The organism is Streptomyces griseomycini, from assembly GCF_014203535.1.
Classification (GTDB): domain Bacteria; phylum Actinomycetota; class Actinomycetes; order Streptomycetales; family Streptomycetaceae; genus Streptomyces; species Streptomyces griseomycini.
Window position 1 is genome coordinate 495,218 of the sequence record NZ_JACHJI010000005.1, and the last position, 26,997, is coordinate 522,214.

Annotated in this window: 26 protein-coding genes and 6 pseudogenes; 22 read left to right on the top strand and 10 right to left on the bottom strand. The window is 71.0% G+C overall.

Annotated elements, in window-relative coordinates; translation table 11 throughout:
* Positions 1-32 precede the first annotated feature (32 nt).
* The 4 genes and pseudogenes from FHS37_RS41100 to FHS37_RS16855 all read right to left on the bottom strand — a co-directional run.
* Positions 33-380, bottom strand: a pseudogene (locus tag FHS37_RS41100) (TIM barrel protein); the annotation flags it as partial.
* Between the two features lie 181 nt (positions 381-561).
* On the bottom strand, positions 562-1,398 hold the full coding sequence (locus tag FHS37_RS16845; protein ID WP_184821896.1) for a carbohydrate ABC transporter permease: 837 nt from the start codon (positions 1,396-1,398) through the stop codon (positions 562-564).
* Complete coding sequence (locus tag FHS37_RS16850) at positions 1,392-2,279, bottom strand: carbohydrate ABC transporter permease (RefSeq protein WP_184821898.1); 888 nt, start codon at positions 2,277-2,279, stop codon at positions 1,392-1,394. Before FHS37_RS16850 ends, FHS37_RS16845 begins: the two co-directional genes overlap by 7 nt.
* A 28-nt stretch (positions 2,280-2,307) precedes the next feature.
* The gene (locus tag FHS37_RS16855; protein ID WP_184821900.1) at positions 2,308-3,627 is read right to left on the bottom strand and encodes an ABC transporter substrate-binding protein; all 1,320 of its coding nucleotides are present in this window, start codon (positions 3,625-3,627) and stop codon (positions 2,308-2,310) included.
* A 360-nt stretch (positions 3,628-3,987) separates the two neighbouring features.
* Between FHS37_RS16855 and FHS37_RS16860 the strand changes: the two genes are divergently transcribed.
* From FHS37_RS16860 to FHS37_RS16870, 3 genes are all read left to right on the top strand, one after another.
* The gene (locus FHS37_RS16860) at positions 3,988-4,989 is read left to right on the top strand and encodes an SIS domain-containing protein (RefSeq protein WP_184821902.1); all 1,002 of its coding nucleotides are present in this window, start codon (positions 3,988-3,990) and stop codon (positions 4,987-4,989) included.
* A 228-nt stretch (positions 4,990-5,217) separates the two neighbouring features.
* Positions 5,218-6,090, top strand: a complete 873-nt coding sequence (locus tag FHS37_RS16865; protein WP_184821904.1) for a PfkB family carbohydrate kinase — start codon at positions 5,218-5,220, stop codon at positions 6,088-6,090.
* Between the two features lie 42 nt (positions 6,091-6,132).
* Positions 6,133-7,233 (top strand): LacI family DNA-binding transcriptional regulator, encoded by a 1,101-nt coding sequence (locus FHS37_RS16870; RefSeq protein WP_184821906.1) that lies wholly within the window; start codon positions 6,133-6,135, stop codon positions 7,231-7,233.
* 62 nt (positions 7,234-7,295) lie between these two features.
* Here the strand turns inward: FHS37_RS16870 and FHS37_RS40760 are convergent.
* A pseudogene (locus FHS37_RS40760) lies at positions 7,296-7,604 on the bottom strand (SDR family oxidoreductase); the annotation flags it as partial.
* A 514-nt stretch (positions 7,605-8,118) separates the two neighbouring features.
* Between FHS37_RS40760 and FHS37_RS16880 the strand changes: the two are divergent.
* From FHS37_RS16880 to FHS37_RS16905, 6 genes and pseudogenes are all read left to right on the top strand, one after another.
* Positions 8,119-8,667 carry a hypothetical protein gene (locus FHS37_RS16880; RefSeq protein ID WP_221499861.1) on the top strand — a complete coding sequence of 183 codons (549 nt, stop codon included), beginning with the start codon at positions 8,119-8,121 and terminating at the stop codon, positions 8,665-8,667.
* Between the two features lie 68 nt (positions 8,668-8,735).
* Positions 8,736-9,490, top strand: a pseudogene (locus FHS37_RS16885) (IS5 family transposase); the annotation flags it as partial.
* Positions 9,491-9,992: 502 nt separating this feature from the next.
* Positions 9,993-11,282: an ABC transporter substrate-binding protein gene (locus tag FHS37_RS16890; RefSeq protein ID WP_184821914.1), complete on the top strand. Its 1,290-nt coding sequence runs from the start codon at positions 9,993-9,995 to the stop codon at positions 11,280-11,282.
* A gap of 142 nt (positions 11,283-11,424) precedes the next feature.
* Positions 11,425-12,315 carry a carbohydrate ABC transporter permease gene (locus FHS37_RS16895; RefSeq protein ID WP_229890017.1) on the top strand — a complete coding sequence of 297 codons (891 nt, stop codon included), beginning with the start codon at positions 11,425-11,427 and terminating at the stop codon, positions 12,313-12,315.
* Positions 12,315-13,217 carry a carbohydrate ABC transporter permease gene (locus tag FHS37_RS16900; RefSeq protein WP_184821918.1) on the top strand — a complete coding sequence of 301 codons (903 nt, stop codon included), beginning with the start codon at positions 12,315-12,317 and terminating at the stop codon, positions 13,215-13,217. Before FHS37_RS16895 ends, FHS37_RS16900 begins: the two co-directional genes overlap by 1 nt.
* Positions 13,218-13,430: 213 nt before the next feature.
* Entirely contained in the window at positions 13,431-13,646 is a 216-nt protein-coding gene (locus tag FHS37_RS16905) for a CocE/NonD family hydrolase C-terminal non-catalytic domain-containing protein (RefSeq protein WP_268254594.1), read from the top strand.
* Between the two features lie 26 nt (positions 13,647-13,672).
* Here the strand turns inward: FHS37_RS16905 and FHS37_RS16910 are convergent, their stop codons facing one another.
* On the bottom strand, positions 13,673-14,689 hold the full coding sequence (locus FHS37_RS16910) for a LacI family DNA-binding transcriptional regulator (protein ID WP_229890018.1): 1,017 nt from the start codon (positions 14,687-14,689) through the stop codon (positions 13,673-13,675).
* A 164-nt stretch (positions 14,690-14,853) separates the two neighbouring features.
* Positions 14,854-16,383, bottom strand: coding sequence for a glycoside hydrolase family 43 protein (locus FHS37_RS16915; protein WP_184821922.1), 1,530 nt, complete (start codon positions 16,381-16,383; stop codon positions 14,854-14,856).
* Positions 16,384-16,499: 116 nt separating this feature from the next.
* On the opposite strand from FHS37_RS16915, the pseudogene FHS37_RS16920 reads away from it, so the two are divergent.
* The 3 genes and pseudogenes from FHS37_RS16920 (at position 16,500) to FHS37_RS16930 (ending at position 18,331) form a co-directional block, all read left to right on the top strand.
* Positions 16,500-17,302, top strand: a pseudogene (locus FHS37_RS16920) (IS5 family transposase).
* Between the two features lie 51 nt (positions 17,303-17,353).
* Positions 17,354-17,839 carry a universal stress protein gene (locus tag FHS37_RS41105; RefSeq protein ID WP_375372307.1) on the top strand — a complete coding sequence of 162 codons (486 nt, stop codon included), beginning with the start codon at positions 17,354-17,356 and terminating at the stop codon, positions 17,837-17,839.
* A 111-nt stretch (positions 17,840-17,950) separates the two neighbouring features.
* Positions 17,951-18,331, top strand: coding sequence for a hypothetical protein (locus tag FHS37_RS16930; protein WP_184821924.1), 381 nt, complete (start codon positions 17,951-17,953; stop codon positions 18,329-18,331).
* 126 nt (positions 18,332-18,457) lie between these two features.
* On the opposite strand, the gene FHS37_RS16935 is transcribed toward FHS37_RS16930, so the two are convergent.
* Positions 18,458-18,772 (bottom strand): hypothetical protein, encoded by a 315-nt coding sequence (locus FHS37_RS16935; protein ID WP_184821926.1) that lies wholly within the window; start codon positions 18,770-18,772, stop codon positions 18,458-18,460.
* A 413-nt stretch (positions 18,773-19,185) separates the two neighbouring features.
* Here FHS37_RS16935 and FHS37_RS16940 point away from each other — a divergent pair, with 413 nt between their 5' ends.
* The 3 genes and pseudogenes from FHS37_RS16940 (at position 19,186) to FHS37_RS16945 (ending at position 20,531) form a co-directional block, all read left to right on the top strand.
* Positions 19,186-19,371, top strand: coding sequence for a hypothetical protein (locus FHS37_RS16940; RefSeq protein WP_184821928.1), 186 nt, complete (start codon positions 19,186-19,188; stop codon positions 19,369-19,371).
* 175 nt (positions 19,372-19,546) lie between these two features.
* Positions 19,547-19,717: pseudogene (locus tag FHS37_RS39525) on the top strand (RNA polymerase subunit sigma-24); the annotation flags it as partial.
* Positions 19,718-20,072: 355 nt separating this feature from the next.
* Positions 20,073-20,531 carry an ATP-binding protein gene (locus FHS37_RS16945; protein ID WP_184821930.1) on the top strand — a complete coding sequence of 153 codons (459 nt, stop codon included), beginning with the start codon at positions 20,073-20,075 and terminating at the stop codon, positions 20,529-20,531.
* A 75-nt stretch (positions 20,532-20,606) separates the two neighbouring features.
* Here the strand turns inward: FHS37_RS16945 and FHS37_RS40505 are convergent, their stop codons facing one another.
* Positions 20,607-20,735 (bottom strand): hypothetical protein, encoded by a 129-nt coding sequence (locus FHS37_RS40505; protein ID WP_268254595.1) that lies wholly within the window; start codon positions 20,733-20,735, stop codon positions 20,607-20,609.
* A gap of 129 nt (positions 20,736-20,864) precedes the next feature.
* Here FHS37_RS40505 and FHS37_RS16950 point away from each other — a divergent pair, with 129 nt between their 5' ends.
* From FHS37_RS16950 to FHS37_RS16975, 6 genes and pseudogenes are all read left to right on the top strand, one after another.
* The gene (locus tag FHS37_RS16950; protein WP_184821932.1) at positions 20,865-22,208 is read left to right on the top strand and encodes an endonuclease domain-containing protein; all 1,344 of its coding nucleotides are present in this window, start codon (positions 20,865-20,867) and stop codon (positions 22,206-22,208) included.
* A gap of 344 nt (positions 22,209-22,552) precedes the next feature.
* The gene (locus tag FHS37_RS40765; protein ID WP_308439493.1) at positions 22,553-22,876 is read left to right on the top strand and encodes a helix-turn-helix domain-containing protein; all 324 of its coding nucleotides are present in this window, start codon (positions 22,553-22,555) and stop codon (positions 22,874-22,876) included.
* On the top strand, positions 22,822-23,187 hold the full coding sequence (locus FHS37_RS41305; RefSeq protein WP_435883573.1) for a transposase: 366 nt from the start codon (positions 22,822-22,824) through the stop codon (positions 23,185-23,187). Before FHS37_RS40765 ends, FHS37_RS41305 begins: the two co-directional genes overlap by 55 nt.
* Positions 23,163-23,674, top strand: a pseudogene (locus tag FHS37_RS16965) (transposase); the annotation flags it as partial. The gene FHS37_RS41305 and the pseudogene FHS37_RS16965, both read left to right, overlap by 25 nt.
* Positions 23,675-23,806: 132 nt before the next feature.
* Positions 23,807-24,166, top strand: coding sequence for a peptidase inhibitor family I36 protein (locus FHS37_RS16970; RefSeq protein ID WP_184821934.1), 360 nt, complete (start codon positions 23,807-23,809; stop codon positions 24,164-24,166).
* A 249-nt stretch (positions 24,167-24,415) separates the two neighbouring features.
* Positions 24,416-24,622, top strand: a complete 207-nt coding sequence (locus FHS37_RS16975) for a hypothetical protein (protein WP_184821936.1) — start codon at positions 24,416-24,418, stop codon at positions 24,620-24,622.
* A 66-nt stretch (positions 24,623-24,688) separates the two neighbouring features.
* On the opposite strand, the gene FHS37_RS16980 is transcribed toward FHS37_RS16975, so the two are convergent.
* Positions 24,689-25,579, bottom strand: a complete 891-nt coding sequence (locus FHS37_RS16980; protein WP_184822179.1) for a LysR family transcriptional regulator — start codon at positions 25,577-25,579, stop codon at positions 24,689-24,691.
* Positions 25,580-25,760: 181 nt separating this feature from the next.
* Here FHS37_RS16980 and FHS37_RS16985 point away from each other — a divergent pair, with 181 nt between their 5' ends.
* Positions 25,761-26,984, top strand: a complete 1,224-nt coding sequence (locus FHS37_RS16985; RefSeq protein ID WP_184821938.1) for an MFS transporter — start codon at positions 25,761-25,763, stop codon at positions 26,982-26,984.
* Positions 26,985-26,997: the final 13 nt, after the last annotated feature.

Here is a 26,997-nt window from a genome sequence, read left to right on the forward strand (position 1 = left end):
CCGGCCACGGCCGTCGTCACCGTGCCGAGCACCGCCCCCAGACGGTCGGCGCCGATCTCGTCGAGCATCCCCGCCAGCGTGGGCGAGTCGTTGACCGGGTTCGCCCCGACACGCTGGAGCGGTTCGAGGACGCACGTCACGCCCAGCGTGTCCGCGTAGGCGGCGAGGTCACCGATCGCGTCGACCGACCGGCGCCAGGCGGCGTCCACGGGCTCGTCCTCACCGCCCCGGCCGGGCGTCGGCGACAGTTTCCCGGCGCCGAGTTCGACGCGCAGCTCGGCCGCCCGGAGGAACAGGGCGATGCCCTGCGCACGCAGCCGGCCGACCGGAGAGGCCACGTTCCTCGATGCGGCGGTGCAGGTCGCGTGCCTCCGCGTCACCGGCCTGCGGAAAGTGCAGGCGCGGGGTGATGCCCCGGAGTTCCGGCTTCTCGCGGCCCAGGGCGACCGCGTCGTCCAGGAACGTGTCGCACGGTAGGTGCCGGCAGGTGAAGTCGGGTCCGGTCAGCCACGGCGGACGGGCGATCGGCATGGGGTTCTCCGTTCGTACCGGGGGAGTGGTTCACTTGCCGACACCGTCGGCCAGGCCCTTGACGATGTAGCGCTGGCCGAAGAGGAACAGGAGCACGACGGGGACCGCGGCGATCACCATGCCGGCGAACACGACGGGAAAATCCGTGCCGTGCTTGCTCATCAGGCTCGTCAGGCCGACCGGCAGGGTCTGCACGTCACTGCCGTTGGTGAACACCATGGCGAACAGGTATTCGTTCCACGCGAAGAGCACGTGCAGCAGGACCGTGGACGTGATGACAGGCTTGCACATCGGCAGGATGATCCGCCAGAACGCGGTCCAGCGGCCGGCCCCGTCGATCTGCGCCGCCTCGTCCACCTCGCGCGGCAGGTCGATCATGTAGGCGCGGATGAGGAAGGTGGTGAAGGGGACACGGAAGGCCGTGTAGAGGATGAGCAGTGCCCAGAAACTGTTGTACAGGCCGATCGACTGGAACATGCGCACCAGCGGGACCAGGGCGACGGTCGGGGTGAGCATGAGGCCGCCCAGGATGACGGCGGTGAGCACCTTGTTGAACGGGATGTCCACCCGCGTCAGTCCGTACGCCGCCCAGGCGCTGATGAAGACGGTCGCCACCGTGGACGTCACCGTGACCAGGACGCTGGTCGCGAGGTAGTCGCTGACGCCGCGGTTCCACGCGTCGCGGTAGTTGCCGAAGCTCAGGTCGGTGGGGAGCGCGAAGGGGTTGCCGAAGAGTTCGGCGTTGGTCTTGAACCCGTTCAGGACCATCCACAGCAGCGGATAGAGCACCACGACCGCGAGGCTCAGCAGGAAGGCCCACATGAACAGGCGCGCGATCACGCCGAGGAAGCCGAGACGGCTCACCATTCCACCCTTCTTCTCCGGGTGAACCACAGCTGTGCCATCGCGACCGTGAGGGTGACCACGAAGATCACGGTGCCGATGGCCGCGGCGTGGCCGAAGTCGTTGCGTACGAATCCGTTGCGGTACAGCCACGTGCCGAGCACGTGGGTCGAGTTGTCGGGTCCGCCGCTGGTCATCACCATGACCTCGTTGAACACCTGGAAGGCGCCCGACACGGTGACCAGGACCATGAGCCCGGTCATCTCCCGCACGAGCGGGAGCGTGACCTGGAAGAAGCGGCGGACGGGGCCGGCGCCGTCCAGGGCGGCCGCTTCGTGGAGCTCCGCGGGGATCCGCTGGATGGCGACGGCGAACAGCAGCGTCGAGTAGCCGAAGCCCTGCCACTGGCTCATCGCGATGACCGCCGTCATGGCGGTGCTCTCCTGGCCCAGCCAGGCGTGGTCGAACGTGCCGGGCGCGACCGCCTCCAGGGCGTGGTTGAGCAGGCCGAGGTTGGGCTCGTAGACGAAGTAGAAGAGCAGTCCCGCGACGGTCAGTGAGATCGCGGAGGGGATGAAGTAGATCGTCCGGAGGGCGCGCTGCCACCGCGTACTGCGGATGCTCTCGACGAGTGCGGCCAGCAGGAGGGCACCGAAGACCTGGAAGACGACCGACAGCAGGGCGTACCGGAGGTTGTTGGTGAAGGAGGTCCAGAAGACCGGGTCGGCGAACAGGTCGCGGTAGTTGTCCAGGCCGACGAACTGCTGGCTGCCGCTGTAGATGTCCCAGGTCAGAGTGGAGTAACCGAAGTTCTGGACGAGCGGGAGGTAGACGAAGACCGCGAGCAGGACGAGGGCCGGCACGGTCCACGCGAGCCCGGCTGCTCTTCGGTACAGAGTGCGCACCGGATTGATTCCCTTCAGCCCGCGCCGGTCACTCGGCGGAGTCGGAGGCCCGGCGCACGCCGTCCATGACCTGCTCGGGCGACTTGCTGCCGCTGATGAGGGCCTCGCCGCCGGCCAGCCACGCGTCGGCGACCTCCGGCGCGGTGACCATGTCCAGCCAGCCGGCGAGCCGCGGGGCCTTGTTGACCAGGTCGATCCCCTCCTGGACGGCCTTGCTGGACGTCTGCGGTGTCACCGCGCCGACCACGGTGCTCGGCTGACCGTAGGGCGGCGCGGACAGGGTTCTCGCGTGGGCGGTGCTCGTCACGAACTTCATGAAGTCGACGGCGAGAGCCGCGCGCGGCGACCGGGCGTTGACGAAGTACCCCTCGGGTGCCCCCTCGATGACCTTCGGGTCTCCCTTGGCTTCGGCGGCGGCGGGCAGCGGGAAGATGCCCAGGTCCCCGGGCTTGAGCGTGCCGCCGGAGGTGGTGTTGTCGAACTCCAGGATCTCCTGGTAGTACATGGCGGCCTTGCCCTGCCCGAAGGCCTCCTGTGCCGAGGTGTAGAGGACGCCGTTGGTGCCGCGTCCGGTGTCGGTGCAGACGGACACCAGGGTCTTGAACTGCTTGAGGGCGCTCAAGTAGCCCGGGTCGTCCCACGTGGCGGTCTTCGGGTCGTAGTCGGCCTCGCGGACGTCGGCCGGCACGTTGTGGGCGAAGAGCTGCTGGAGGTAGTGCAGGGCGGGCCAGCCGTCCTTGTTGCCGAAGGCGATGGGCTCGTAGCCGGCCTCGCGCAGGTCCGGGCAGGCGGCGATCAGCTCTTCGAAGGTCTTCGGCACGTCGACGCCGGCCTTGTCGAAGGCCGACTTGTTGTAGCCCATGAACTTGCCGTTGTTGTACAGCGGGACGCCGTAGTAGCGGCCGTCGTGGGCGAACGCCGACAGCGCCGACTCACCGAAGGTCCTGCCCCACGCGGTGTCGGGGTTGATCACCTTGGTGAGGTCCGCCGCGCGGCCTCCGCGGATGAAGTTCTCCGCCCAGTTGCCCGTCCAGGTGAAGTAGATGTCGGGCAGGGCGTCCGACGCGGTGAGCGTCTTGGTCTTGTCCTTGATGCTCTGGTCGGTCTCCTGGATCAGCTCGACGTTCACCTTCGGGTGCCTGCGCTCGTACGCGGCGGCGAGGTCTTCGAAGTAGGGCTCCAGGGGCTCGCCCGCGAATTTGGTGAGGATGCTCAGGGTGCCGGAGTACTCCGGCTTCGCGGTCACGTCGGCCGCGGGACCCTTCGCCGGTCCGGCGAAGCAGCCGGTGAGGACGAGTGCCGAGGCCCCGAGGAGTGCCGCGGACCGCGTCAGTGCACGTGCGCGCATGGGCGTCCTTTCGTCGATGGGAGGGCCCGCCGGAGGCGCGGGCGCGTCGGATCCGCTGCGGGGTGTCCGGGGGACGGCCGCTGGCGTGCGGCGACTGTACAGAGAATCTGATACCGGTACCAGAGTCGGAGCGAAGATCTTCTTCGGAAAGGTGCGAGGGCATGCCGCAGCGTAGCTGCTTCCCTCCGTGCGGATTGATGAAGTGCCAGCTCAGAGCCGCTTATCAGGTGGACTGCAGGCCTGTGGGCGCCTCACCGCTGTTGACGCCGTCGGTGCGCTGTGTCAGCGTGTGGCCCGCGTGATACCGGTATCAGGTCGCTCAGCGCCGCCGGCCGCACCCGTTCCCGAAAGGACGCGAAGATGCTCGGATTCGACGAGCCGGAATTCCTCTCCCAGCTGGCGAGCACGGTGGCCCTGCGCCCCCGGATCGAGGAGCTCGCCGACCGCCTCACGGACGACGGCTTCGACAACCTCTTCCTCGTCGGTGCCGGCGGCACCTACGCCCAGATGTGGCCGTACGAACAACTCGCCCGCCGCACCTCGACGCTGCCCGTCCACGCCGTCATCGCGGCGGAGCTGGTCACCGGGGGAGAGGCGACGCTCGGTGAGCGCTCGGTCGCCGTCTTCACCTCGGTGTCGGGCACCACCGAGGACAGCCTCCGGGCCATCGAGTACTGCAGGGCGAGGGGGGTTCGCACCGTCGGGTTCACGGGCTACGCCGAGTCCCCCGTCGCCCGGAGCGTGGACGTGGCCCTCGTCTCCGAGCCGAAGGCCTGGCCCTTCGACCCGCAGATGCTGCTGCTCATGGGGCGGCTGCTCGCACGCCGGGGCGAGTTCGAGGGGTACGACAAGCTCGCCGGCGAACTCGCCGGACTGCCCGGCATCCTCCTCGACGTGGCACGGCAGGCCGAGCCGACGGCCGCCGCCTTCGCCGAGGCCCACAAGGACACCGACTACCACTTCCTGGTCGGCGGCGGAAACCTGTGGGGGTTCACCTACCTGTACTCCATGTGCATCCTCGAGGAGATGCAGTGGCTGCGCACCACCCGCGTGCACAGCGCCGAGTTCTTCCACGGCTCCCTGGAACTCCTCGAAGAGGACACGAGCGTGCTCGTCTTCCAGGGAGAGGACGAGACCCGCGCCCTCACCGACCGGGTCGAGGCCTTCGCCAAGCGCATCTCCCGCGACGTGACCGTCTTCGACACCCGCGACTACCCGCTGCCCGGCATCAGCCCGGAGTTCCGCGGCCTGCTCGCACCGCTGGTGCTCGACACCGTCATGGGCCGGGTCAGCAAGCACCTGGAGCGGGTGCGCGGACACTCGCTCGACCTGCGCCGCTACTACCGCGTCATGGACTACTGAGACACGCGGCCGGCCGCTGCCGCACCGGGGCCCCCGGTGCGGCAGCGGCCGGCGCGACCCGGCGCGGCGCCCTCGTCCCGCCCGGGGACTGCGGCGCACGACCGCCGTCTCGCTTCCGCACGGTCCGCAGTCCACAGTCCGCACCCGCCGCCCGGCACCGAGTCCGGTGCCGGGCGCCCGTCCGTGCCCCCGCCCCGTGGCGTGCCGGGCCAGCGCACAGGAGAACCCATGAGAGTCCTCGGCTTCGGCGACAACATCGTCGACCGGTTCGTCGACCGCGGCGTCGACTACCCGGGCGGCAACAGCGTGAACGTGGCCGTCTACGCCAGGCGCCTCGGCCTGGAGGCGGCGTACCTCGGAGTGTTCGGCGACGACGCCCTCGGCCGCTTCCTGCGCGAGGCCATCGCGGACACCGGGGTGGCCGTCGACCACTGCGCCGTGCGCGACGGCGAGAGCGGCGTGTCCACCCTCCGGGTCGACTCCGGCGACCGCGTCTTCCTCGGCTGGAACGGAGGCGGCGTCACCGTGCGCGAGCCGCTGGTCCTCGACAGCGGCCTGCTCGCCTACGTGTCCTCCTTCGACCTGGTGCACTCCAGCGTGTACTCGGGCAGCGAGGGCGAACTGCCCAAGCTCGCCGGACTCGACACGCTCACGACCTTCGACCTGTCCAGCGAGGAGGAGTACCGCACGCCCGACTACCTGGACCGGGTCTGCCCGTACGCCGACCTCGTGCTGCTGTCCTGCTCCCACCTGGACGAGACGGCCACCCACGACCTGCTGGCCGAGGCGGTGCGACGCGGCGCCGGACTCGCCCTCGCCACCCGAGGCGCCGAGGGCGCCGTCGCCCACGACGGCCGTACGACCGTGGCGGCGCCGGCCCGCCCCCTGGACGACGGGGAACCCCTCGTCGACACGATGGGCTGCGGTGACGCCTTCCTCGCCGGCTTCGTGGTGTCGCTGCTGCGCGCGGGATGGCGCAGGCCCACCCCGCCCGACCGCCACCAGCTGGAGCGCGCGCTGCACGACGGCGCGGACGCCGCCCACGACCAGTGCTTCACCGAGGCGGCGTTCGGCCGTGGCCGGCCCACGGGCTTTGTCTAGCATGTGGACAGCCGTCGATCACGAGAAGCGAGGTACCGAGCGATGCCAGGAGAGCGGCCCCGCCCGTCGGCGTCCCCGACGATCTCCGAGGTGGCCGCGGAGGCCGGGGTCGGCCGGGCGACCGCCGCCCGCACGCTCGGCGGATACGGATACGTCAGTCCGGAGCTGAAGGAGCGGGTGCTCGCCGCGGCCGAGAAGCTCGGCTATCGCGCGAACGCGCTGGCCCGCAGCATGTCGACAGGGGTGACCCACACCCTCGGGGTCATCGTCGCGGACATCGGCAACCCGTTCTTCGCGGGTGTCGTACGCGGCATCTGCGACACCTCCCGCGCCCGCGGATTCGACACGCTGGTCGTCAGTACGTACGAGAGGCTCGACGAGGAGGTGGCGGCGGCCAACGTCCTCATCGACAAGCGCGTCGACGGCATGATCGTCGCGTCGGCGGCGGTCGACCACTCCTCGGTCGGCCACATCCGCACGGCCCTCGACCGCGGAATCCCTGTGGTCCTCGTCGACCGCGCGGTGCCCTCGCTCGATCTGGACGCCGTCGTCATCGACAACCGGGACGCGGCGCGCGAGGCGGTGGAGAAGCTCGTCGCGGCCGGTCACCGGCGTATCGGATTCGTCTGGGGCCCACCGGTGGACAAGGCTCCCGCGACCCGCCGGGAACTGATCGCCGCCGCGTCCCGCAATCTGTGGACCGACGGGGAGCGCCTGCGCGGATACCTCGACGCGCTCGACGACGCGGGCATCCCCTTCGACCCCGACCTGGTCATGGTCGGGCCGAAGGTGGAGGAGCGGGCGGCCCGGGAGGTCGCCCGGATGCTCGACCTCCCCGACCGCGTCACCGCGCTGTTCTGCACCGAGACCGACGGCGTCACCGGTGCCCTGCGCGCCATCCGCGCACGGGAGCTGTCGTGCCCCGGTGACGTGTCCCTGATCGGGTTCGACGACAGCGCCTGGGCCGCGGTCATGGTGCCACCGCTGACCATGATCGAACAGCCGGTGCACCGGCTCGGGTCCACGGCCGCCGAGGTGCTGCTCGACGTCCTCGCGGGAGCCGAACCCCGCCGGGAGATGTACACCCTGCGCACCCGCCTCGTGGACCGTTCGTCGGTGGCGGCACCCCCCGGCCGGGCGTGAGGGCTGCGCGCCGGCCTTGGCTCCGGGCCCGGCGTCGGACGCACGAGGACGGGCTGTTCGACACCGGCATGGTCGAAGACGGTGTCCAGGCGCCTGAAGCGCTCGACGCCCTGGTCGACCGAGGGCCGGGCGTCTTCCTCGTCGGTGACGTCGCAGGTCGGGGTGGGCGCCTGGCCACCCTCGACTTCGATGAGGCGGGCGGTCCCACGCAGCCCGTCCTCGGGCGGGGCGACGAGGGCGACCTGCGCGCCGGCCCGGGCGGAGGCGAGGACGGCGGCGCGGCCGATGCCGGAAGCGGCGCGGTCCGTGGCGGGAACGGATCGACGGGATGTCCCGCACCAGGGGCTTCGGGCTCTGCCTCTGCCTGTCACGCGTGTTCGCTGCGGAGATGCCGACGGACAGGAGCAGACCGGTCCGCTCGGCGACCGAATGGATCTTCGCGCCCTTCTTGCCGCAGTCCGCGGAATCCGGGCCCGTCAAGTACCCCCTTTCACCGCCCGCATGTTCGCCGGGCCGATCGCGCACCGCGACCGGTCCACCCCACCGCGGGCTCCGAGACCGTCCGGCACCAGGCGGTGGAGCCCGCCCCGCGCCCGGGCCCGACCCCACCCGGTGAACCGCCGGTGCGCGGTCGCTCCCGGCGGGCGGAAACCCGTCAGCGGTGGGCGCCGTGCACAGCACGTCGCGGCCGCGAGCACGATGCCCGCCGGCACCTGCCGGTCCCCGCACCTGCGCCGGCCTCCGCCCTGCGGCCGAAGCCGAGCGGCCGGTGCCACCCGCCGGAACGACTCCCGCACCCCGTCCGGCACCGGACGCTCCACCGTCGCCGTCCCGGCCGCCGGCCCACTGATCGAGCCGGTTGGGACGATCTTCTAGAGTGCGCGGGTGGCCCCTTCTGACGCTGCGTCGAAAACACGTTTCCTGGTTCTGCACGACTACGGCATGGGCGGCGCCTGGTGGTGGGTCCACGCCCGGTCCGAACAGGAGGTGCTGGAGACCTTCGCCGACGTGGAGGTCGTGCACACCGAAGCCGCCCGCGTGGAGGCCGAGACGTGGGGTCTTGACGAGGCCGACGTCGACGGGCCGACCGCACCGCCCGGCTTGGCCGAGGCCCGGGCCAAACGGGACGCCCAGCGCGGCATGCCGGGGTTCGGCGCCTTGGCCGGCCGGGACCTGCTGTACCTGAGCCGTCGTTGGGATGAGGACGACGATCCGGCGGTCTACCTGGTGGAGGTCGGCCCCGACGGTCGTCGGCTCCGCCAGGTCGAGCTGGCCGAGGACGGAACGGCTTGCCGGAGCACTCCGGAGGACTGGCCCTTCAACCCGCCGTGGGTGGACCGCTACAGTCCGGAGTGGGTGCCGTTCGTGATCGGCCGAGAAGAGTTCGAGGCCCAGTGGACCCGGGCCGTCCACGACCCGGGCCGCTGGGACTGACTGGTCGTTCCCCCACGGGTCGAGTCGCTGGCCTTGCCCTCGGCGATCTCGGTCGGCAGGGTGTCCGGGTGCGCGCTGATCTTGTTCCGGACGACCTGTGGGAGCGGGTGGCGCCGCTGCTGCCACCCGCTCCCGGACGACGCCATCGCCATCCCGGACGATTGCGCGTTCCGGACAGGGCAGCCCTCGCCGGAGTCATGTACGTGTTGCGGACCGGCGCTGCCTGGCGCGACGTGCCGGCCGAGACCGTAGGCTGCTCCGGAGTCACGGCCTGGCGCCGACTGCGGGACTGGACCGAGGCCGGCGTTCGGCCACGCCCGCACTCGGCCCTGCTGACCGAACCGCGCCGCACGGACTCGCCGGACTTGGACGACTGCGCCGGCGACGGTTCGCACGTCCGGGTTCTCGAAGGGGGGACCACGTCGGTCCCTCGCCGGTCGACCGCGGCCTCCCCGGCAGCAAGCACCACCTGATCACCGACCGGCACGGAACGCCCCCTCGCAGTGCCGGTGACCGGCGGAAACCGTCACGATGTCACCCAGCTCACCCCCCCTGCCGGACGCGATCTGCCGCGTCCGTGGCCTGGTGGACCGGCCCCGGCACCGACCACCACGGCTGTTCGCCGACCGCGGCCGCGACACCTGCCGACGCCTCCTCCGCGTTCGTGGCATCGCCTCGTGGCATCGCACCGAAGACCGCCCGCAGGGGCACCGTCCACGGATCCGGCCCGGGCAGGACCAGGCAAGCCGTCGAGCGAACCTTCGCCCGGCTCCACCGGCTCCACCGGCTCAAGCGCCCGCGGACCCGCCACGAGAGTCGCGCCGCGGCGCGAGGTCGAACCGGCCCGTGCCGACGCAGTGGCGCCAGGGGGCGGAGAGCCGGGCTGCCGGCTGCCGGGGGACGACGATCCGCACGGTGGGGTTCCTTTGCCGCGGTGCGGTGCGGTGCGGTGCGAGCCTCGCCGGGACGGGCGGGTGGATCAACCGTCCCTGGACCGAGGTGCTGCGCACCGTGGGGGGACGGGGGAAACGGCGTCAAGATGTCGAGCGGTCCGCCGGCCGGAGTTCGGCGTCCTCCCGGTGTCCGCCCCGGCCGGCCGGGGCCCGGCTGGGTGCGGCTGAGCGCGTTCCTGCTCGTCAGTGAACCCGTTCGTGAGCACGTACGACGGATCCTGCGTCAGTAACGATTGCGCAACTTGCGAAAACTGTTGGTTGCCGCGCGTTCATTTTGGGCGGTACACCTTGCTCCTGCTTCGCTGATGACCCATTAGTTTGCGCAAACTATCAGCAGTTGGATCACTGACGACAGATCAGGGAGTTCCCGCGATGATGAGGAGAACCCGCAGCGCGACGGCTGCCGCGATCGGCCTGTGCATCGCACTCGCCGCCGCCGGCTGCGCCGGCGGTGACGACGGCAGCGGTTCGTCCGATGGCCAGGGCACGGTGACCCTCTGGACGAACGCGATGGAAGGGCGCGGTGTGCAGTTCTGGAAGGACGCCGCGAAGGCGTACCACGCGCTGCATCCGGACGTCACGATCAAGATCCAGTCGGTCCAGAACGAGGACCTCGACGGCAAGCTGCAGAACGCGCTCAACTCGAACTCCGCGCCCGACATCTTCCTGCAGCGCGGTGGCGGCAAGATGCAGGCCATGGTCGACGCCGGCCAGATCCAGGCACTGGAACTGACCGACACCGACAGGGCGAACGTGGGCGAGGCGGCCCTCGAAGGCGTCTCGATCGACGGCAAGGTCTACGCGATGCCGCTCGACACGCAGCCCGAGGGCATCTACTACAGCAAGGACCTGTTCAAGAAGGCCGGCATCGCCTCGACGCCGACGACGATGGACGAACTCAAGGACGCCGTCGCGAAACTGAAGGCGATCAAGGTCGCGCCGATCGCGGTCGGCGCCAAGGACGCCTGGCCCGCCGCACACTGGTACTACAGCTTCGCCCTGCGCGAGTGCAGCCAGGAGACCATGCAGGAGGCCGCCAAGTCGCTCACGTTCGACGACCCGTGCTGGACCGAGGCGGGCGAGGACCTCGCTGAACTCCTGGAGACCGAGCCCTTCCAGAAGGGTTTCCTGACGGCGACGTCGCAGCAGGGCGCCGGGTCCTCGGCGGGCATGATCGCCAATCACAAGGCGGCCATGGAGCTCATGGGCAACTGGAATCCCGGTGTGATCGCCGATCTGACCCCGGACAAGAAGCCGCTCCCCGACCTGGGCTGGTTCCCCTTCCCCGCCGTTCCCGGCGGCAAGGGCGACCCGACCGCCATCATGGGCGGCGCCGGCGGATACTCGCTCTCCAAGAACGCACCGAAGGAGGCCCTGGGCTTCCTCCAGTTCGCCGTGACCAAGGAACAGCAGGAGGCCTACGCCGAGGCCTTCGACACCATCCCGGTGAACGAGCAGGCCCAGGGGGTCGTCACCGAGCCCTACAACATCTCGGCACTGCAGGCCTTCAACAAGGCCGCCTACTCGATGCAGTTCCTCGACACCGTGTACGGCCAGAACGTCGGCAACGCCATGAACATCGCCGTCGTGAACCTGATGGCCGGCGAGGGCTCCGCCGCCGACATCGTCAAGGACGTCAAAGCTGCCGCCGAGAAGGGCTGAGTAAGCAGACATGAGCGACACCCTGGGCACTGACACGGCCGACGGCCGCCAGTCGCAGGGCACGCCCGGAGCCGGGGACGCGGCCGCGTCCGTGCCCCCGGCTCCGCCGCGAGCGGCTGCGCACCGCCGAGGCCGTGCCAGGATGCGACTGGAGATCGCGGTCCTGTCCGCACCGGCGGTCATCACGTTCCTGGCGTTCGTGATCTTCCCGGTCGCGCTCGCCGCGTACTACGGCTTCTACCAGTGGAAAGGCTACGGGGAGCCCACCGACTGGGTCGGCCTGAACAACTACAGGCTGATCCTCACCGACCCCGCGTTCCACGACGTCCTGTGGCACAACGGCCTGATCCTGGTGCTCTCACTGGTCATCCAGGGTCCGCTGGCGATCGTCCTCGCGCTCCTGCTCAACCAGAAGATCCGCGGCCGCTCGGTCATCCGCGTCCTGATCTTCGTGCCGTACATCATCTCCGAGGTCATCGTCGGCACCGGCTGGAGCCTGATGCTCCAGAGCAACGGAGCCGTCAACGACCTGCTGCACCGGATCGGCCTGGGCTCCCTGGAAGCCGACTGGATCGCCGACCCGGACCTGGCCGTCTGGACGCTGATGGCCATCATCACGTGGAAGTACATCGGCTTCGCGGTGATCCTGATGCTCGCCGGCCTGCAGTCGATCCCCGACGAGATCTTCGAGGCCGCGCAGATCGACGGCGCCTCCTACTGGCAGATCCAGCGCCGCATCACGCTGCCGCTGCTGGGACCGACGATCCGCATCTGGGCCTTCCTGTCGATCATCGGCTCACTGCAGTTGTTCGACCTCGTCTACATCATCTGGGGCCAGTACGTCTCGGGCACCGCGGGCACCTCGACCATGGCGATCTACATGCTCGCCCAGGGCCGCAACGCGGGCAACTACGGCTACGGCAGCGCCGTCGCGGTCGTGATGTTCGTGATCTCGCTCATCGTCGCGCTGATCTACCAGCGCTTCGTCCTGCGCCGCGACCTCAGGGGCGCCGTCACCGAAGGGACCGTGTGATGAGCGCGACGACCACCACCTCCCGGATGTCCCCCGCGCCGGAGCCGAAGGCGCACACCGGCCGCCGTGACAACCGCGACAAGCCGCAGAAGTGGGGCAGCCCCGTCACCTACTTCATCGCGCTGCTCTTCGTCGGCGTCTGCATCGCACCGGTGCTCTACATCGTGCTCGGCGGATTCCGCACCAACGCGCAGATCACCACGGACCCGGCCGCCCTGCCGCGCCCCTGGGTGGTCGGCAACTACATCGACATCCTGAAGTCGACAGTGTTCTGGGGCGAGTTCGCCAACTCCCTCATCGTCGCGATCACCAGCACCGTCGGCATCGTCGCCCTCGGCCTGATGGTGAGCTTCGTGATCGCACGCTACGACTTCAGACTCAAGGGCGCGATGTACTCCCTGTTCGCCGCGGGCCTGATGTTCCCGATGGTCATCGCGATCACTCCGCTGTACCTCGTCGTCAAGGACCTCGGCCTCGTCGACAACCTGCTCGGCGTGATCATCCCGCAGATCGCCTTCGGCCTGCCGACGACCGTCATCATCCTCGTGCCGTTCCTCAGAGCCGTCCCGAACGAGATCGAGGAGGCCGCCGCGATCGACGGCATGAGCCGACTCGGATTCTTCTTCCGCATGGTGGTCCCGCTGTCGCTGCCCGGTGTGGTCACCGTCGGCATCCTCGGATTCGTCGGCAGCTGGAACAACTACCTCCTGCCCCTGTACGTCCTCAACTCGCAGGCGAACTACACCCTGCCGCTCGGCGTCCAGGTGTTCTCCTCGCAGTACTCCACGGACACCGCGAAGGTTCTCGCCTTCACCTCGCTCGCCATGCTGCCCGCACTGGTCTTCTTCTCGGTCTTCGAGAAGCGCATCGTCGGCGGCCTCACCGGCGCCGTGAAGGGCTGACACCGGTACCAGGACCCGAACCCGGACCGTCCCACCCCTGCCCCTGCCGTGCCTTTCGGCAGGGGCAGGTCGCCGGCCGACGGCACCACCCGGTCCGCGACACCCCGCGGGAAGGACCGCCGCACTGCCCCGCGCCCCCATCGAACTCGACAGGCAGGCCGTCATCGCTCCTGTCCGGCGCCGCACCTCCGGCTCGTTCGTCGAAAGTTCGTCGTGGACCTCTGGTCGACAGCACACACGTTCCTGCCGGGCCACCGGGTGCGCGTCGACATCGCACCGAGGTCGTCACCCCGCTGGGACGTCGGACGCAACGCCCTCGATCCGGCCGGGGCGACCACGGAGCCCCCCGCGGCGGAGTACACGATCCGTCATGGCGCTGCCCGTCCGAGCCGCCTGGTCCTCCAGGCCGTGACCACGGCACCGCGATGAGACCGGCCGGAACGCGCCCGTCCGCGTCACCGGCGCGGCGCTGCGGTCGCCGGGGCGGGGCCGGTGGAGGCACGGACGACCAGCTCGGTGGCCAGCTTCATGCGGGCGGGGGACCGGGTGCCGCCGTCCTCGCCTCCGGAGAGCTCGATCAGGAGCTTGACCGCCGCGGCGCCCAACTCGGTGCTGGGCTGTCTGACGGTCGTCAGCCCGGGGGTGATGTACTGCGCCTCGGGCAGGTCGTCGAAGCCGATGACACTGATGTCCTCGGGAATCCGCAGGCCCCGGGCATCCAACGCGTCGTAGACGCCGAGTGCCATGGAGTCCGCGCAGGCGAAGATCCCCGTGATCCCCGGGTCGCTGTCGAGCAGGGTGTGGGTGGCGGTCGTCGCCTTGGCGCGGTTCCATCCGCCGTGGGCCACCGACACCGTGGCACTTCCGGCGGTCGCCGTGTCGGCCGCCGCGCGGAAACCGTCGACGCGCGCCCGGCTGAAGAGATGGCGGGCATGGCCGGCGACCACTCCCATCCGCACATGACCGAGGGACAGAAGGTGCTCGGCGGCCATACGGCCGCCTTCCCAGTTCGCCACGCCGACGCTTGCCACCCCTGACGGCGGTGTGCTCATCGGATCGATCAGCACCACGGGAACACCTGCGGCGAAGAGCGCGCCGAACTGAGGCGAGGCGGGATCGACCAGCGTCCCGATCACGCCGACGGTGCGCCTTCTCAGAACCCGCGACACCCAGTCGCTGTGCGGCTCGGCGAGCGTCAGTACGACATCGAGTCCCGCTGCTGCCGCTTCTCGCCCGGCCCCGGCTATCAGCAGGTTCGCCCATGACCCCTCGAAGTGGGTGACCACGAGATCGAGCACGCTGGACAAGCCGCTCTCGTCCCTCACGCTCTCGCCCTTGGACCCGGCCCGGCGGGTGTAGCCGACGGCCTGCACGGCTTCCATGACCTTCGCGCGGGTCTCCGCCGAGACGTCGGTTCCGCCTCGCAGCACCTTGGACACGGTGGGCACGCTCGTACCGGCGGTTTTGGCCACCAAGGACAGTGTGGGGCGCGATCCGGCTGGTCGGGGAGGCATGGGGGACAGGTTAACTCAACCGGCGAGGAGGCCGTCCGGGGCCGGGGAGGCACCTCAGCCGGGACCGGGCCGACCGCGGGCGGGTGCCCCTCGGGGTACGGCACCCGCCCGCACACCGGGCGTCACACGGACGGCGCCGGGGCGTACTCGAACCAGTCGAAGGCGACCGCACCCTCGATGGCGTACATGCCGATCACACGGCCGGTGAAGCCGCAGGCGACCTCGGTGGACAGGTAGCGCCCGTCCAGTTCGGCGAGCGGCCGGGCGTCCGGGGCGTCGGGATCGTCGAGCCAGAAGGCGATGGTGTCGGGGCCCGTGGTGCCGCCGTCGGTGAGTTCGGGCGACGCGGGCACGAGGCCTGACGTCCGGATCGTGACGGTGAGGGACAGCGGCCCGGCCGGGACCGGTCGGCGGGCCACGGTCTGGCGCAGCGGCCCGATCCGGGCGACGACGCCGACCTCCCCGTCCCCGGCCTCCAGTTCGTAGTGGTGGGCCTCGTCCAGGCGGACGCAGAGACCACCGCGTCCCGTACCCGGGTCGATCATCGTGGTGGCGCGGCAGTCGTGGTGCTGCTGACGGCGGCCGACGAAGGTGTACCCGGGGCGGTCGAGGGTGGGGCCGGTGGCGTTGAGGACCAGCCGGCCAGGGCGCTCGGTGAGTGACCAGGAGCCCTCCGGGCGGGCGAACGGCGAGATCCAGTGCGGCGCGAGAGCGGCCCCGTCGAAGTCGTCGCGGGCGGGCGGGGCCGGAACGGGATGCCAGGCACCGTCCGGGGCCGCGTGGCTCTCGGGAACGGGCGCGACGACGGGCCAGCCGTCCTCGTCCCACTCCACAGGGGTCAGGAACGTCTCACGACCGAGTACGTGCACGTCGGGCGTGAAGCCGCGGGGGCGGACGCCGAGCAGCACCATCCACCAGCTGCCGTCGGGAGCCTGCACCAGGTCGGCGTGGCCGGTGTTCTGGATGGAGCGGGCAGTACCGCTGTGTGACAGCAGGGGGTTGGCGGGCGCGCCCTCCCAAGGGCCGCGCGGCGAGCGGCTGCGGGCTATGGACACGCTGTGGCCGCGTTCCGTGCCGCCTTCCGCGATCAGCAGGTACCACCAGTCGCCGATCCGGTAGAGGTGCGGCGCCTCGGGGTACTTGAGGCCGCTGCCCGACCAGGTGGCGAAAGGCCCCTCCAGCACCTCGCCCTTGACCGGGTCGATCCTGGCCATGTTGATGCCCCCTTCGGGGCCGGAGAAGGCGCACCAGCAGGTGCCGTCCTCCTCCCACGCCAGGTCGGGGTCGATCCCGGTCAGGTCGATCCACACCGGATCGCTCCACGGCCCCTCGGGCCGCTCGGCCGAGACGACGAAGTTGCCGCCACCGTCGACATTGGTGTTGATGACCCAGTAACGGCCGTCGTGGTGGCGGATCGTGGGGGCGTAGAGGCCTCCGGACGCCTTGGCGCCGGGGAGGGGAAGCGGCAGTTGCCCGGGCCGGTCGAGCACGTTGCCGATCTGCTCCCAGTGCACGAGGTCCTTGCTGTGGAAGAGCGGCAGCCCGGGGAAGTACTCGAAGCTGGAGCACACCAGGTAGTAGTCGTCACCGACCCGGCAGACGCTCGGATCGGGGTGGAACCCGCTGATCACAGGGTTGTCGTACAGGTGCACGGAAACGTCTTCCCTTCGAGCCGCCGGGTGCCGTGGAGCGAGTCTAGGCAGTTTCGTTCGGATCAGTCCGTCCTTGGCCCGGATGCGCCGTTGACCGGTGCGCAGGGGGGGCGCGGATCGAGCCGTTGCTCCCGGACCGGACACCGAAGCGGGATGACCGCTGGCGGGACCGCCGCGTGGTGAGTGACGCGATCGCCTGCAAGTTCCAGACCGGCACGCAGTGGGTGCGCCTGCCGGAGAGGTACGGCAACCGGCGGGGCGTCCACAACCGGCTGCGGATGTGGGCCGTGGACGGCACCTAGGAGCGGGTGTTCACCGCCCTGGTGGCCCGGGCCGACGCCGGCGAGGACCTGAACCGGGCCGTGCCGGCGGACTCCACGCCCGTGCGGGCTCACCGGCACACGGCCGGGGCCCGCAAAGAAGGGCCCGGGTAGGCGCGTCGGACAACCATGCCGTCGGCCGCTCCCGCGGCGGACTGACCACCAGGATCCACCTCGCGGCCGGTGCCCGCTGCCGGCCGCTCGCGTTCGTCCTCGCCGCCGGACAGGCCGGCGACGCGCCCGCCTTCACCGACGTCATGGCCCGCCTGCGCGTTCCCCGGCGGCGGGGTCGTCCGCGCACCAGGCCGGACGTGGTCCTGGCCGACGAGGCCTGCTCATCTCGCGCGATCCGCGCCCACCTGCGCGAGCGCGGTGTCCGGGCGGTGATCCCCACTCCGGTGGACCAGCGGAACCACCGGCTGCGACGCGGCAGGCCACCGGCCTTCGACCGTGAGGCACACAAGCAGCGCAACACCGTCGAGCGGTGCATCAACCGCCTCAGGCAGTGGCGCGGCATTGCGACCCGCTACGAGAAGACCGCGGCCGTCTATCTGGCCGGACTCCACGTGGCAGGCGTCTTCCTCTGGTCCGTCCGATGATCCGAACGGAACCGCCTGGCGCGGCGCGTCCTGCAGCAGGCCGAGGAGCGCGTGTACGCCGCGTGCCCTGAGGTACGGGTGTATGGCGAACAGGTCGAGGGGCCGGCCTCCGTCGCCCCGGTCGAGGCGGCGGGCGACGCCGAGCTGCTGGTGCTGGGCTCGCGCGGGCTGAGCCGCATCACCGGACTGCTCGTGGGGTCGGTCGCATCGGCGTCGTGGCGAAGGCGACGCGGTCCGTGGCCCTCGTGCAGGCTGATGCGGAGAGCGAGGACACCGAAAGCACCGGCCGACGGGACGTCGCCGTGCGCCCGGACCGCCGCCGTCCACGCCTCACCCCGCCCTGCCACCCCGGTACGCTGCCCACCTCGTCGACGCGAAGAACGCCGGGCCGGCGAGCAGCAGCTCCGCGGCGTCGCGGCTGAAGGCCTGGGCGAGGTCTACTTCCGCGACGGCGGCCGCCGCGCCCACGGCCTGGAGGCCGAGGTACCGACGCCGAGCACCTCGGGTGCGAGCTGTGAGGGCGGAAGACCGAGCTGACCGGTCGGCCGGGCCGGCGGGGCGAAGCGCGGTAGCCGTCACGCAGGCGGGTTCCCCGTCACCGGGGCCGACGGCGGAGGCGGGCTGTCGAGCAGGGGGTAGCGTTTTGGCATGACGTCAGCGCTGCCCAGGTTCCCGCCGCACCCGATCCGTGGCGTGCGCGTCCTGCACCAGAAACAGAACTGCGCGCCGCACTTCGCGGAGATGGAGGTGGACTTCGAGCCTGCAGCCGAGGGCTTCGCCTTCGAGGTGGCCCAGGGGCTGACGGTGGAGTACGAACCCGCCGAAGACCTGCCACGCTTTTTCGCGGCTGCCGCCGTGGGGATCGAGGAGCAGCTGAGCCTGCCCGAGCACGGAGTGGTGATTGCGACTCGGGTGGTGCTGCGGCGTGCCCGCGCCGATGCGTTCGGCTCTCATGAACTGGCGTTCAAAATCGCGGGCCACCTCACCGCCCGTAAGGCTTTGGGGCGTGCGGGTTGCCCGCGGCTTTGAGCGTCCTCCTATGACGGCTGACGGTTCGGTCCTCACGGTCAGCAGGGCCTCGAGATCCGCCTTGCTGCCGTGTGCGGCTTCCATGGGGGTCGTGCCCGGACCGTTGCGGAGCGGGCAAGGGTGGCGTCAGGGCTGATGGTTCCCGGAGATCACCGCGATCTTCCAGGCAGGAGTTCCGCCGGTCACCTGGATCTCGAAGTGCTGGGGTTTGTCCTCCACGCGGATGACGCCCACGGTGGGGGACTCCGTCGCAGGCGGCGGGACAAGAGTGCCGTTCCGGACCACGATCGACACCTCGCCCTTGCCCACACACGCCGCGTGGAAGGCGTAGGCACCTTCCTCCGGGGCGAACTCGGTCAGTTCCCGGTCCTTGTCGCTGGTGGCTTCGGCTGCCAGGGGCCGCGCGTTCTCGGGCAGGTCCGGAGCCACTCGGCCGGTCATGCGGGGCCGGCCGAGCACGGGTGCAGCACGTGCCGGGCGGCCAGGCCGGCGAACGTGGCCCGGCCGGTGGCCACAGCGGTGCCGGGGGAGCGGGGCAGGCGGTCGGCCATCGCGTCGGTATACGCGGACGGCACAGGGCCGGGGTCGCTCGTGGACGGCCCGGAGCCCGGGCAGGAGCGCGAGAACGTGCGTGCGTGTGCCTCGGGCGGCATCGCCGCGAGCAGCGTGTCGAGCTGACCCTGTGCCCGACGGCCACGTCCGCCTGGTCGCCGCGCTCTTCGACGGCGACGGGGCGAGCGGGGACGCCCGTCCCCGCCTTCCTGGCCTGGACGTCCGCCTCCAGCGGGGCGTGGCCCGGGCGCGTATGCTGCGCCAGTCCGGTGAACCGTCCGCTGAAGGGAAACCGCCCCGCCGTGTTCCAGCAGACCCCCGTCTACGACCGCCTCGTCGCCGAGCGCGGCGACGTCCCCGTCCAGGTCCGCGGTGAAGCCGAGCGCATACACCGCGACCTGGCCCAGGTACTGCGCCAGACGCCCACCCCCCGGCCGAGCGCGCCGCGGAACGTCTTCGACCCGAAGGTCCCTCCCACCGCCCTGTAAGGGCTCAGCCCCCAGGGCACCGGCCGTTCCGTGACCTGGGCAGGACGTTCGTCGTTCCGGATGGTGCCGCCCTTTCCTGTCGCGCTGCGGCGGTGCCCGGCGGAGTGCCGCGTCAGCCCACGACCGACGCGGACAGGCAGGTCCCGGACGCGCCGCGTCACTCACAGCGCCCCGCCGTGCGGCCGCGGCCGTCCGCCGGACAGCGCACCGCGCTCGTCGGCACGTCGATGCCCGCCGCCCCCGGCACATGGTCTCCGTGAGCGAGACTCGAGCGGCGCCGGAGTCGTTCCAGCGGGCGCTGGGAACCCGGGACCTGCAGGGGCTGCTCGACGTACTCGCCCAGGACACCGGCGCCAGCGAAAGCAGCTGCGCACCCTCGCCGCAGAGTCCCTCGGCGAGGTCTGCTTCCGCGACGGCCGCCGCGCCCACGGCCTGGAAGCGGAGTCCACCGACGTCGAACACCTGGAGTCCGGCCGGTAAACGCACCACGGCGTTTCCACGGACCAGGGTTGCTGTCAGTGCCGCTCCATGGTCCTGCACTGCCCACGCCTCTCCCCGGAGCCCCGTGGCCTGCTCCGGCATCTGACACCCGGAAGTGATGGCACCGTGATCAGGAAGTAGCCGTTTGGTGGGGAGTGTACTGAGGTTTTGCGGGCATGAGGGGTGGGCAACTGACTGCGCTTCGGAAGTGAGGCGGACCTGTGGTTTCTGCTGCCCAGAATCGGGACCAGGGGCCGCCTGGTGGCCTTCGTGTAGGGGTTGCCGCCGCGTTCGAGGGCGCCGCGGACATCGCTGAGGCCCGCACCCTGGCCCGCGACTTCCTCGCTTCCCTCCAAGCGGTGCACGGGGTGCCGGTGTCACTGCGCGCGGCCGGCATGGTGGAGTTGGTGGTGAGCGAGCTGGTGACCAACGCCCGTAAATACGCCCCGGGCCCGTGCCTGCTCGACCTGGAAGTCACCGACGGTGCCGTCCAGGTGAGCGTCTGGGACAGCAGCACAACACCGCCGTCCGTGCTGCCGGCCGACCCCCACCGCGTCGGCCAGCACGGCCTGGAACTCGTGGTGGCGGTATCCGAGACCTTCTGCGTCCACCAGGAACCGGTCGGCAAGCGCATCACCGCGACCGTCCACCTCGCCGACACCGCCCGCCGCACCCTGTGACGACCTGAACGGTCCGCACCGACCCCGGTCGCAGCGCCGCCCGGCGGGCTGCCCCCAGGGGGCGGAGGCCGGCTGTCACAGGGTTGCTCTGGCAGTCGGGAGGGTGTCGCGAAGTCCGGTGGCATGTGCGATGTGCTGGCTTTGTGCCAGTTGCAGGTCGTCGGTCGCCGTCGGCTGGTGCCCGTTGTGTTCTTTGCTGGTCATGGTGGGGACGGGGGACGGTCCGCTGCTGACACCGGAGCGGTGTGTACACCGAATTTCACCGCCGTGGGACGGCGCGTCCTCGGGTGGCCGACTGACACGGAACCGGGACGCCGCAATTAGCCTGTCGGTATGTCAAAGCGTGTCATGCCCGGTCGTAGGGACGGCCTGATCACCCTGGTTGCCGCAGATGCCCTGTGGGTCGATTTGACGGCCGACAGTGCTGTACCGACGGCTTCTGGGGCGTTCACCCGCTCTCCTGCCCGTGCCCGGACGGGGCACGTCTTGCTCGGCGGCCGTGTGGTGGCGACGGTGAGGACGAGCGGCGGTCAGTGGAGCGTTCCGGAGGCCGAGGTGCACCGGGCGGCCGCGGAACTGAACGCGGTGAGGATGGACCGGCAGGACCTGGTCCGCATCGGTCCCTTTCGCAGGGGGCCCAGACAGGGGTGCGACGAGGAAACGCCGCTGCGCTGGCGCCAGCGCATCACGGGGGAGCTGCAGGAGCGGGGCGGCCCCGAGCGGGCGGCGCAACGTGAAGTCGGCCGCCCGTACCACCTGGCGGGGATCGACTGGCGACAGGTACTCGTGGAGCGGACCCGCGACGGGACACAGCGCACGTGGTGGCTGCCGCGCGCTGTGGTCAGGCTGCTGGACGCGGCCGAGCACGCCGAAACGCAGTGGGTCCAAGCCGCGCGGACCCGCCAGGAAAGCGCAGCCGTCACCGACCCGCCCTCCCACCCCCGGCAGACCCAGAACGCCGGCGGTCGGCAGACGACGAACCCCAAGAGCCCCACCGCCTCACTGCGCCCGTACCACAAAGAGCTGGAAGGCCAGCTGTACTCGGCGCTCAGCAGGAAGCCCGGTACTTCCCGCAGGGTGGCCGAGTGGGCGTGCGCCGTCTGCCGCGCTGCGCCCGCCACCGTGCTCGACCACTGCCACGAACACGGCTACGTCCGCGCCCCCCTCTGCCAGTCCTGCAACACACAAGAGCGCCCAGACCACCTGTACAGCAACGACATCCGTGTGGCGAACCGCTACACACGCCTCTTCCACACCGACACCGCCGCCTGGCTCCACCACTGGCACCGCTGCCCCGGCTGCCGCGCACGCACCACCCTGCCCCTGCCGCACCTCGCCGCGTGGACCGCCTTCATAGCCTGCCGATCACTGCGCCCGACCCACCCTGCCCCCCGTGGACGCAAGCCCTGTGGTGTCCTGCGCGTGTCCTGGACAGGCAGCCAGAACACGCCCCGTTCCTGCCTGCTCACCGTCGCCGTCGACTTCTGCCCCTCCGGCGAACACCGCGTCCTGGCGCGCGTCCCCTACCGCGAGGCCGCCGAGCGGTTTCGCGTCTGGTTGACCGAGACGGCCCCTGCCGTGGCCGCTGCGGCCGGCCCTGACCGCCTGGACGGCCTCCCCGCACAGTTCCGGCCTGTCATCGCAGACACCAGTGGCGAGGACCTAGAACTGTTCTGAGCGGGGCCACTGACGTCGAGCACACGGAGTTCGGCCTGTAGGCGGTCCCGTTGCGGTGGCTTCATTACTGACCTTCAAAGCGTGGTGCCGGAGGGCTGACGGCCCAGGATCCCTGCGGTCCGCCGAGTACATGAGGTATGCCCAGGGCGGTGGTCTGCCGGCGAGCGCCGGGGTCTCCGTGAGAAGTCGTGGATGGAGGCGGCCGAACGGTTCCGGCACGGCGACGAGGACACGGTCATCGCCCATGATCTGCGGGTCAGCGTCCGGTCGGTGCAGCGCCGGCGCAAGGCCCGGTCGCAGGAGGGCCGGGGGCTCTGGCCTCGAAGGGCCCGGCGTCGCTGCCGTTGCTGAGCGACGAGCTGTTCGCCGTGCTGGAGCGTGAGCTGTTCAAGGGGCCGGTGGCGCATGGCCGGCCGGACCAGACGTGGACCCTGTCGCGGATCAGGACGCTGATCGGGCGCCGGTTCCACAAGAGCTGCACCGTGCAAGGGGTGGCCGCCCTGCTCAAGCGGCACGGCTGGAGCCGCCGGGTCCCCGCCCGCCGCGCGATCGAGCGGGACGAGGACGTGGTGGCCGGATGGGTGAAGGGGACCAGGCACCAGGCGGAAGGACCGTGGCGGCGCTCGACTCCCGGCTCGCCCCCGAGGACGAGGCCGGCTTCTCGATGACGCCGCCGACCACCCGCACCCGGTCCCGCCGCGGCCACGCTCCCGTGATCCGCCTCCGGGGCCGCTCCCGCCGCCGCCCATCGGTCGCCGCCCTGGTCTGCTACAAGGCCGGGGAGCCTTCCCGGCTGACCTGCCGGCCCTGCCCCGATGCCCGGCCCGACGGACGCAAAAGCGTCTCCTGGAAGGACTACCGCGACCTCGTCCAGACCGTCCACCAGCAGCTCGGCGACCCGATCGTGCTGGTCCGGGACGACCCCGACACCCACCTCACCGCCGTCCGACGAACCAGCTGGACCGGTCGCGGGCGGTGACCGACTCTCCCCCTGGCTTCGCCGGGGGCACCCCCCACCCACGTCGGAGCGGCTCGGCGGGGCCCAAAAGCGCGCCCAGGCCGGTCGACCGCGCCCGTCCGGGCAGCAAGCACCACCTCCTCACCGACGGCCAGAGCATCCCGCTCGCGGTCTCGCTGACCGGCGGCGACCGCGGGCGACGTCACCCAGCTGCTGTCCCTGATCGACAAGATCCCAGCGGTCGCGGGAGTCGTCGGCCGACCGCGACCACGACCACGACAAGTACCGCCGGCTCCTTCGCTAGCGGGGCATACGTCCGGTGATCGCCGAACGCGGCCAGCCCCACGGCACCGGCCTGGGCACCTTCCGCCGGGTCGCAGAGCGGACGATCTCCCGGCTGCACGGCTTCCGCCGACCGCGCGTCCGCTGGGAGGGACGCGACGACATCCACGAAGCCTTCCTCGGCCTCGCCGTCTGTCTGATCACCCACCGCCACGTCCAGAAGCTTTGCCGGGGCCGGTCGTCCACTCATACCCGGACGCGAACCCCACCTCTGGGTGATTGCCGCACATCGCACCAGACCGTGAGGATCGACTAGTTCATCCCGTACGCAGTGAAGGAGCGTGCCGCCATTCTCACCGTGACCGCCGCGAAGCTCCGCAGAGCCGTCCTCGCCGCGGCAGCCGCCCTCGCCCTGGTGCCCGTGACCGCGACCGACAGTGCCGCCGCCACCTGCACCGCCGACCACTTCTGCCTGTGGGAGGACGCTCCTCACGACAGTCCGATGGCATCGTTCGTCAACGGCACCGACGACACCGGCCGCGTCGGGCTTCCTGGCGGAGGCCGCACAGCCCAGAACAAAACCCAGCACGACTGGTGTGTGTGGTCGAAGCGGGACTACGGGGGGTCGAAGGCTGTGATCCACCCCGGTGAGTGGGTGAGCGCCCCGTTCACCGTGTACTCGCTGCTGCCGGAGACGACTTGGCGGTGCGTCACCTGAGTCCGGTGTGACCGTCCGCGACTCGCGGACACGGCCCGGCGGGTGGCCGGCCGCCCGCCATGGCGACGACCGACCCCGAGGCCCGGAAGCAGCGCCGCAGGACGCCGAGGTGCTGCTGCCGGCGGAGTGCAGGGGCGGCTGCGACTGGCTGGACCCGGTCCGCGCGATGCACGCGGTACGCGCGGCCGCCGACGGCACCGGGCGGCTGACGGTGTCCTGGCCACGCTGACCCAACTTGACGAGACACGGGTGGCAGCGGACGCCCTGGAGCACGACTTGACCCGGGCCGCCCGCAAGCGAGGAACATCCTGGCAGCAAGTCGCCGACGCGTCCGGGCCGGCCTCCCGCGCGAGCGCCGAGAGCTGGTTCGTCCGCCTGGAACACGACGCCGCCAGTTACCGCGGCGGCCACTGCCCCGGGCAGCAGCGCGTCGAGCGGGCACGCGACCGGGGGTGACGCCCGGTGCCGCGACCACGGCGGCACCGGTCCGGGCCTCGCCGTCGCCCGCGACCTGGCCCACCGTCAGTCCAGAGCGTCGGCCACCGCGTCGGCGAAGGCGCGGACCCACGCGGTCTCGCGGCCGCCGCGCCAGACGAGGCCGAGTGCGGAGTCGGGGAGGCCGGTCACCGACACGTACGCCACATCCCGGCGCTGATGGTGTTCGGTGGTGGGGTGGCACAGCAGCATCACGCCCCGGTTGGCCGCCACCAGTGACAGGCCCTCCTGGAGAGTGCTGACTTCTGGTCCCTGAGGTATCGGAGTGCCGGAGGGAGTGCGGGTGGGTGCCTGCGCCTCGCGCCAGTAGTCCGGCGCCGGGGCGGCGATGCCGACGAGTGGTGCGGTGGCCAGGTCCTCGGCGTCCAGGCCTGTCCGGTCGGCGAACGGATGCCTGCGGGAGACCGCCAGGTACTGCGGCTGGCGGGAGAAGACCGGTCCGAGTACGAGTGCCGGCTCCGCGACCGGCAGCAGTACCACGGCGATGTCCACTTCGTCGCGGTGCAGCGGTCCGAAGGGGTCGGAGAGCGGCAGTTCGGCGATCCGGGTGGCGGACTCGGGGAATCGGTCCTCGAACTCGCCGATCACGTCCATGAATCCGTATCCCACGACGCCCTGGAATCCGATGCGCAGCGGCCCGCTGAGTCCGGAGGCCGCCGCGCGGGCGTTGTCGACGGTGTCGCGCAGGGCGGTGTAGGCGGGGCGGAGGGCGGTGAGGAAGTCCTCGCCGAGCCGGGTGAGGCGCACCCGGCGACTGGTGCGGTCCACCAGACGGGCCCCGATGCGCTGCTCCAGGGAGCGGATCAACTGGCTGACGCGGCTCTGGGACACGTACAGCCGTTCGCCGGTCCGTCCGAAGTGCAGTTCCTCGGCGAGGACCAGGAAGCATTCCAGCTCACGGATCTCCACCGTGCCCACTGCTGCCCGCTGTCCGCCGGTGGTACCTGGTCCGGCCACCGCCATGGTGCAGCTCCCTCCTGCCTGGTGCGGTCCGGTGCGGGCTGCACTCTGTCCGCGCCGTCGTTCGATTAGCCCACCTCATGGAAGCATGAGAACTCCGTGCTTGTTCCGGCTGCGGCGGGGCAGTTGGCTTGGGGCCATGGCAGAAGTTGATGACCTGTCCGTGGCCGCGCCCGCACCGGGGAGATCCCCGAGGAGCGGGTGGCCCGCGGTGGTGGCCGTGGCGGCCGGCACCTTCACCGTGGTGACGTCCGAGATGCTGCCGGTGGGCCTGCTCACCCCCATCAGCGGTTCGCTGGAGGTGAGCGAGGGCACGGCCGGTCTGACACTGACCGTCACCGGTCTGGTCGGGGCGGTCTCCGCGCCGCTGATCACCGCGGTGATGGGCCGTATCGACCGACGCGTGGTCCTGTGCTCCTTGATGGTGCTGGTGGCGGCGGCCAACGTGGTCGCCGCATGGGCGCCGAACTTCGCGATGATGATGGTGGCCCGGGTGCTGGTCGGCATCGGGATGGGCGGTGTCTGGGCGCTCGCCGGCGGTCTGGCGGTGCGGCTGGTCGCGGCCAGGTCGACCGGTCCGGCGACCTCCGTGATCTTCAGCGGTATCGCCGTCGCCTCGGTGGTGGGCGTGCCGGCCGGTGCGTACATCGGTGAACTGGCGGGCTGGCGCGAGGCGTTCTACTCCGTGGCCGGGCTGGCGCTGCTCGTGGCCGTGGCCATGGCCGTGCTGCTGCCGCCGCTGCCCGCCGAGGAGGCGGTCGCGCTGGGCGGTGTGCTGCGGCTGCTCAGCAACCCCCGGGTGGCCACCGGGCTCGCGGTGGTGGCCCTGCTGGTGACCGGCCACTTCGCCGCGTACACCTACGTGCGGCCGGTCCTGGAGGAGGTCTCGGGCGTCGGGGCGTCGATGATCGGCACGTTGCTGCTCATCTACGGCATCGTCGGCATCATGGGCAACTTCGCGGTCGGTGCCCGGGTGGGCCGGTCGGTGCGCGGCACCCTGCTCCTGATCAGCGGCACGCTGGCCGCCTCCGTTCTGCTCGTGCCGTTGCTCGGGCTGTCCGTGACGGGTGTGGCGATCCTGCTGGTGGCGTGGGGTCTGGCCTACGGCGGTGTGTCGGTGAGCACCCAGGCCTGGCTGGCCCTGGCCGCCCCCAGCATGCGGGAGGGCGTGACCTCCCTGTTCGTGGGCGTGTTCAACGCAGCCATCGCCCTGGGAGCCTTCGCGGGCGGCCGGATGGCGGACGGCTTCGGCACCCGGTCGGTACTGTGGCTGGGCGGCGCGCTGGCGCTGGGCGCACTCCTGGTGACCTCACTTGGACGCGCCCCCTCACCACGCGACGCCGGAACCAGAGCCGCGGCCTGAGCGGCTCGGTGGG

Bases quoted from the DNA above. Each gene is read 5' to 3' on its own strand.
- FHS37_RS16845 (WP_184821896.1), bottom strand. From the start codon at position 1,398: ATGGTGAGCCGTCTCGGCTTCCTCGGCGTGATCGCGCGCCTGTTCATG.
- FHS37_RS16855 (WP_184821900.1), bottom strand. From the start codon at position 3,627: ATGCGCGCACGTGCACTGACGCGGTCCGCGGCACTCCTCGGGGCCTCG.
- FHS37_RS16860 (WP_184821902.1), top strand. From the start codon at position 3,988: ATGCTCGGATTCGACGAGCCGGAATTCCTCTCCCAGCTGGCGAGCACG.
- FHS37_RS16865 (WP_184821904.1), top strand. From the start codon at position 5,218: ATGAGAGTCCTCGGCTTCGGCGACAACATCGTCGACCGGTTCGTCGAC.
- FHS37_RS16870 (WP_184821906.1), top strand. From the start codon at position 6,133: ATGCCAGGAGAGCGGCCCCGCCCGTCGGCGTCCCCGACGATCTCCGAG.
- FHS37_RS16890 (WP_184821914.1), top strand. From the start codon at position 9,993: ATGATGAGGAGAACCCGCAGCGCGACGGCTGCCGCGATCGGCCTGTGC.
- FHS37_RS16895 (WP_229890017.1), top strand. From the start codon at position 11,425: ATGCGACTGGAGATCGCGGTCCTGTCCGCACCGGCGGTCATCACGTTC.
- FHS37_RS16900 (WP_184821918.1), top strand. From the start codon at position 12,315: ATGAGCGCGACGACCACCACCTCCCGGATGTCCCCCGCGCCGGAGCCG.
- FHS37_RS16930 (WP_184821924.1), top strand. From the start codon at position 17,951: ATGACGTCAGCGCTGCCCAGGTTCCCGCCGCACCCGATCCGTGGCGTG.
- FHS37_RS16935 (WP_184821926.1), bottom strand. From the start codon at position 18,772: ATGACCGGCCGAGTGGCTCCGGACCTGCCCGAGAACGCGCGGCCCCTG.
- FHS37_RS40505 (WP_268254595.1), bottom strand. From the start codon at position 20,735: ATGACCAGCAAAGAACACAACGGGCACCAGCCGACGGCGACCGACGAC.
- FHS37_RS16950 (WP_184821932.1), top strand. From the start codon at position 20,865: ATGTCAAAGCGTGTCATGCCCGGTCGTAGGGACGGCCTGATCACCCTG.
- FHS37_RS16985 (WP_184821938.1), top strand. From the start codon at position 25,761: ATGGCAGAAGTTGATGACCTGTCCGTGGCCGCGCCCGCACCGGGGAGA.